This is a genomic window from Streptomyces longispororuber, from assembly GCF_024448165.1.
In the GTDB taxonomy this organism is placed as follows: domain Bacteria; phylum Actinomycetota; class Actinomycetes; order Streptomycetales; family Streptomycetaceae; genus Streptomyces; species Streptomyces longispororuber_A.
Genome location: NZ_JAMOLN010000368.1, coordinates 1 through 4,931, shown reverse-complemented (window position 1 = coordinate 4,931; position 4,931 = coordinate 1). Strand labels below are relative to the sequence as shown.

3 protein-coding genes are annotated in these 4,931 nt (G+C 74.0%); all 3 read left to right on the top strand.

Features of this window, described 5'->3' with window-relative positions; all coding sequences use genetic code 11:
• Positions 1 to 691 precede the first annotated feature (691 nt).
• Complete coding sequence (locus M4J07_RS46730) at positions 692 to 2,818, top strand: glycogen debranching N-terminal domain-containing protein (RefSeq protein ID WP_445276316.1); 2,127 nt, start codon at positions 692 to 694, stop codon at positions 2,816 to 2,818.
• Between the two features lie 107 nt (positions 2,819 to 2,925).
• The gene (locus tag M4J07_RS46725; protein ID WP_255983294.1) at positions 2,926 to 3,687 is read left to right on the top strand and encodes an NUDIX hydrolase; all 762 of its coding nucleotides are present in this window, start codon (positions 2,926 to 2,928) and stop codon (positions 3,685 to 3,687) included.
• Positions 3,688 to 3,907: 220 nt separating this feature from the next.
• Positions 3,908 to 4,931: ABC transporter ATP-binding protein (locus M4J07_RS46720; RefSeq protein ID WP_255983292.1), on the top strand; the 1,024-nt coding region annotated here is incomplete at its 3' end.

Sequence of the window (4,931 nt, the reverse complement as noted above, 5' to 3'; positions counted from 1 at the left end):
CATCGGGACCGGCGCCCGGGTCGGCATCGGATGCGGTATTGGATTCTGCATCGGCATCGGATTCGACGTCTGACGAGACGTCTGACGAGACGTCTGGTGCGGCGGCCGGAGGAGTCGTGGATCCGGGCGTCTCCCGGGCGGCCCGAGGGCTGGAGGCGGCCCTGCGCCGTCGGGGCGAGCGGCGGTTCGGGGCGGGGAATCGGCCGGCCAGGGCGGGAGCCCGGGCGCCGCGCCGTCCTTCGGGGCGTCGGCGCACCGGCCGGCAGCGGTCCAGGGACGAGTCATGAGCGGCGCGAAGGCGCTCCGGCGGTGGGGGAGCAGGAGCTTCGGCACGCTGCGGCGTTACTTGCCGTGGCACCGCTCCGTTCATCTGAGTGGCGGCAGCCACGGCCGGGCCCTGTCGCCGACGCGATCCGCGGCCCGGCGGCATGCCGGCGCCCCGCGCGTCCGCGCGCGAAAGGAGGCGCCCCATGGCGGAGTTGGAGCTTCGGCCCACCACAGGGGTGGGCCATGGGCGCGGTCAGGGTGGCGTCGACCTCCCAGCCGGTCGTCGGACACACGAGAAACCCGGTCGTCGGACACACGAGAAGCCCGGGCGGCGGAGCGAGGGACCGGGCGTCACCGAGGCACGGACCGGGCGACGCACTCCCGGCGCCTGCCACGTGGCGCGCCCCGGGGGAGTGGAGCGGCGATGACAGCCGACGTGTCACGGCAGTTCGGGTCATCGGCATCCGACAGCGGCGCCACGCGTGCCTTCCCGCCAGGGCGGGGCACGGCACGATCGACCACTGTCGGCGCGGGACAGACAGGTGCGCTCGCGGGCGCAGGTGTCCCGACCCCGGCGGCGCAGGCTCCGGTGGCGCGGAGGGCACCGGAACTGCCGCCCGTGCACCGGGCGTTGATCTGCGTAGCGCTCCCGGGGCTGGTCATCTCGTCCGATCAGGGGCAGCTGACGGGGCAGGGGCTCGAAGGCTTCTACCGAGGAGGACGGCGCCTCCTGTCCCGGTGCCAGATCCGCGTGGCGGGACGCGAACCCGTCGCCGTGCAGGCACGCATGATCGCGGCGGACCGCGCTCGGTTCGTGGCGACGGTGCGGACCGCGCCCGACGCTGGACCCGACCCCGACGTCGTCGTCGAGCGGATCCGCCATGCCGACGGCACCGAGCGGATCACGCTGCACAGTTCCGCGCCGCGCCCGCTGCGCCTGCCGCTCGAAGTGGCGCTCGGCACCGACTTCGCCGAACTGGGAGCGGTCGCCGCGGGGAGCTCCGGTCGTGAACTGGCTGCCATGGTCCACGACTCGGGCATGCGGTGGTCGGCCCCGACGGGCCACGCCGTGGTCACGGCGACCCCACCGCCCACGGACGCCCTCGCCTCGGCCGGGCTGCTGCGCTGGGAGTTCGAGCTGCCGCCCGGAGGCACCCGCACCGTGGAGTTGCGGGTGCGCGGGGAGGGCGCGGGCATCAGCCGAGCCGTCACCAACAGCACGGTCCGCCCACTGGCCCCGGCACAGGCACAGGGCGACGACTCGCGCGTGGGGCACCTGCTCAAGACCTGCATCGACGACCTCCAGGCCCTGTCCGTACGCGATCCGGCGCATCCGCAGGACGTGTATCCGGCGGCCGGCGCACCCTGGAGATGCGGACTCGCGCCCGCCGAGGCACTGGCCGCGGCGCGGATGGCGCTCCCGTTGGGCACCCGCTTGGCCGCCGGAACGCTGCGGGCGCTCGCCCGGACCCAGCGGACCGGACCCGGACCGGAGCACGGCCGGCTGCCCGGCCCCCTGCGACACGCCGGCGCACACCTGCCGCCGAGCTGCACAGGCGTCGAGGCCACCCTCCTGTTCCCCACGGTCCTCGCGGAAGCCAGACGCTGGGGTATCGCCGAGCAGGAGGTGCGCGAGCTGCTCCCCTCAGCCGAGCGCTGCCTGCAGTGGCTCCGCTCGGCCACGCGCGAGGGCCCCTACCTCCCCGACCCCGGCCCGGGAGGTCCGCTGCGCTGCGAGACCCAGGCACACGCCCACCGCGCCGCGCTCCTCGGCGCCGACCTGCTCGACGCGTACGACCGACCCGGAGGCGCGGAGCTCCGGCAGTGGGCGGACGACATGCGGCTGCGGTTCCGCGAGGACTTCTGGTGCGACGACCGGGGCGGCGGCAGACCGGCGGCCGCCCGCACCCCGGACGGCCGTCCCGTCCCGCAACTCGGGAGCGGAGCCGTCCACCTTCTGGACACCGGACTGCTGGGAGCGGGGACCTGCGCGCCCGGGCTGCTGGACAAGGTGCAGACCGAGCAGCTCGCGCGGCTGCTGGGGGGACCGGCCCTCGACTCGGGGTGGGGGCTCAGATCTCTGGGGGTGAAAGAGGCCGCGTACAACCCGTTCGGGCATCGCACCGGGGCCGTACGCGTGCACGAGACGGCCGTCGCCGTCGCGGGACTGGCCGTCGCCGGATACGAGAAGGAGGCGGCATCCCTGCTCAGAGGGGTGCTGGCGGCCGCGGAGACCTTCGGCCACCGCCTGCCCGAGATGTACGCCGGGGAGCAGCGCGTGGAAGGCGGCGCCCCGTTGCCGCATCCCGCTGCCTGCAGACCGGCCGCCGTCGCAGCGGCCGCCGGAGTGCACCTGCTGGCCACCCTGGCGGGAATCCGCCCGGACGTGCCGGCTCGGACGGTGCGGCTGGCACCGGTCCGCAGCGCACCGCTGGGAGAAATCGGACTGACGGGCCTTCGCGTGGCCGGGCAGACGTTCTCCGTGCGGGTGAGCAGACTCGGCCTGGCCATGGTCGAGGAGGCGGCGGACGTCCTGCAGTTGGGGGTGTGACCGGGTGGGGCGGGCCCGGACCGGGACCCTCGTGAACGGCTCGATGAAGTGCGGAACCAACCAGCGAAGGGAGTGTTTATCGTCAGGCAGACGACTATGATCGTTCCATGTCGCCCTACGACCCGTCGGCCTTCCCGCCCTTCGCTGTCACCGTCGACCTGGTCGTGCTGACCGTGCGTCGCCACGCGCTGTGTGCGTTGGCCGTACGGCGCGGTGAACCGCCCTTTCAGGGGCGTTGGGCACTGCCCGGTGGGTTCGTGCGGGACGACGAGGACCTGACGGAGGCCGCGGCGCGGGAGCTGGCCGAGGAGACGGGGCTGTGCGCCCACGACCCGACGGCGCCCGCTCAGGACAACGGCGCGCACCTGGAGCAGTTGGCCACCTACGGTGATCCGAAGCGAGACCCGCGGATGCGGGTGGTCAGCGTCGCGCATCTCGCCCTCGCCCCGGATCTGCCCGCGCCCCGTCCGGGCGGGGACGCGCACAGTGTGCGCTGGGCCCCGGTCGAGGCGTTGCTGAACCAGGTCGGCTACGGGCGTGAGGACGAGCAGGCCGCACCACTGGCCTTCGATCACGCGCAGATCCTGGCGGACGGTGTCGAGCGGGCCCGCTCGAAGATCGAGTACTCCTCGCTGGCCACCGCCTTCTGCCCGCCGGAGTTCACCGTGGGCGAGCTGCGCCGGGTCTACGAGGCGGTGTGGGGCGTCGCCCTCGACCCCCGCAACTTCCACCGCAAGGTCACCGGGACCCCCGGATTCCTGGTGCCCACCGGCGGAACCACCACGCGCCAGGGCGGGCGACCCGCACAGCTCTTCCGGGCCGGCGGCGCTACGCTCCTCAACCCGCCGATGCTGCGACCGGAAGTCTGACCAACTCGCCGTTGTGACGCCGTTGCTCGGTCCCGGGCGTCGTCACTCCGGTTTCTCCGGTGTGCGCTCCGCAGGCCCGAGCAGACACCCGCGCCCACACCCTGCCCGAAAAGCCAGAAATATCGCGTTATCTTGCTGCGGTACCCACGGGGTTCGCCCGCTGCCCGACAGGCGAGCGAGCCCCGGCCGCCGAGCGGTCGCCCATCCTGCGAGAGAAGCGATGATCCAGGCCATCGGACTGACCAGCAACGCCCGTAAGGACAGCCCGCCCTCGATCGACGACGTGTCCTTCGAGGCACACGCGGGCCGGGTCACGGCTCTGCTCGGTGCCCGGGGCGCCGGCAAGACGACCGCTGTACGGCTGATGCTCGAACTCCAACAGGGCCGTGGCATCACCTACTTCAGGGGACGGCCCCTGCATCGCATCGCGCACCCCGCTCGCGAAGTGGGCGTGCTCCTCGGTGACGTGCCGGGCCACCCGGCCCGAACGGTCCGCGGGCAACTGCGCATGCTCTGCTCGGCGGCGGGGGTGCCGGTCAGGCGTGCGGACGAAGTGCTCGAAGTCGTGGGCCTCGTCAGCCTGCGCGATCAGCGCCTGGGCACCCTCTCGCGCGGCATGGACCGTCGGCTCGGGCTGGGCTGCGCACTGCTCGCGGACCCGCACACCCTGGTCCTTGACGGCCCGGCGGTCGGCCTGTCGACCCGCGAGAGCAAGTGGCTCCACGGCATCCTGCGCGCCCACGCGGCCCTCGGCGGCACGGTGCTGTTCACCACCGACGACCCCAAGGAGGCGGCCCGCACCGCCGACCGCGTGGTCACCCTCGACGAGGGACGGGTGGCCGCGGACCAGGAGGCCGGTGCCTTCGCGCGCACCCGGCTTCGGCCCCGCGTCGCCGTCCGCAGCCCGCACGCCGCGCGACTCGGGGTGCTGCTGGCCAAGGAGGCCCGCACGGCGAAGCGCTCCGTGGAGGTGGTCACGGAGGACGGCAGCCGCCTCTCCGTCTACGGGAGCAGCTGTGCGGACGTGGGGGAGGCGGCGTTCCGGCACGGCATCCTCGTGCACCAGCTCGCCGACGAGGTCGGGGACGCGGGTCCCGCAGCCGTCGCCGCGTCCGGGCACACGACGGCCACGAGCGGACCGGGCGCAGGCAACGTCACGGCGCACCCGGTCGCCGAGGGCGACGCGGGCACGGGCTCGGCAACCGGCCCGGGTGACTCCGTAGCCACCGACACCGACACCGACG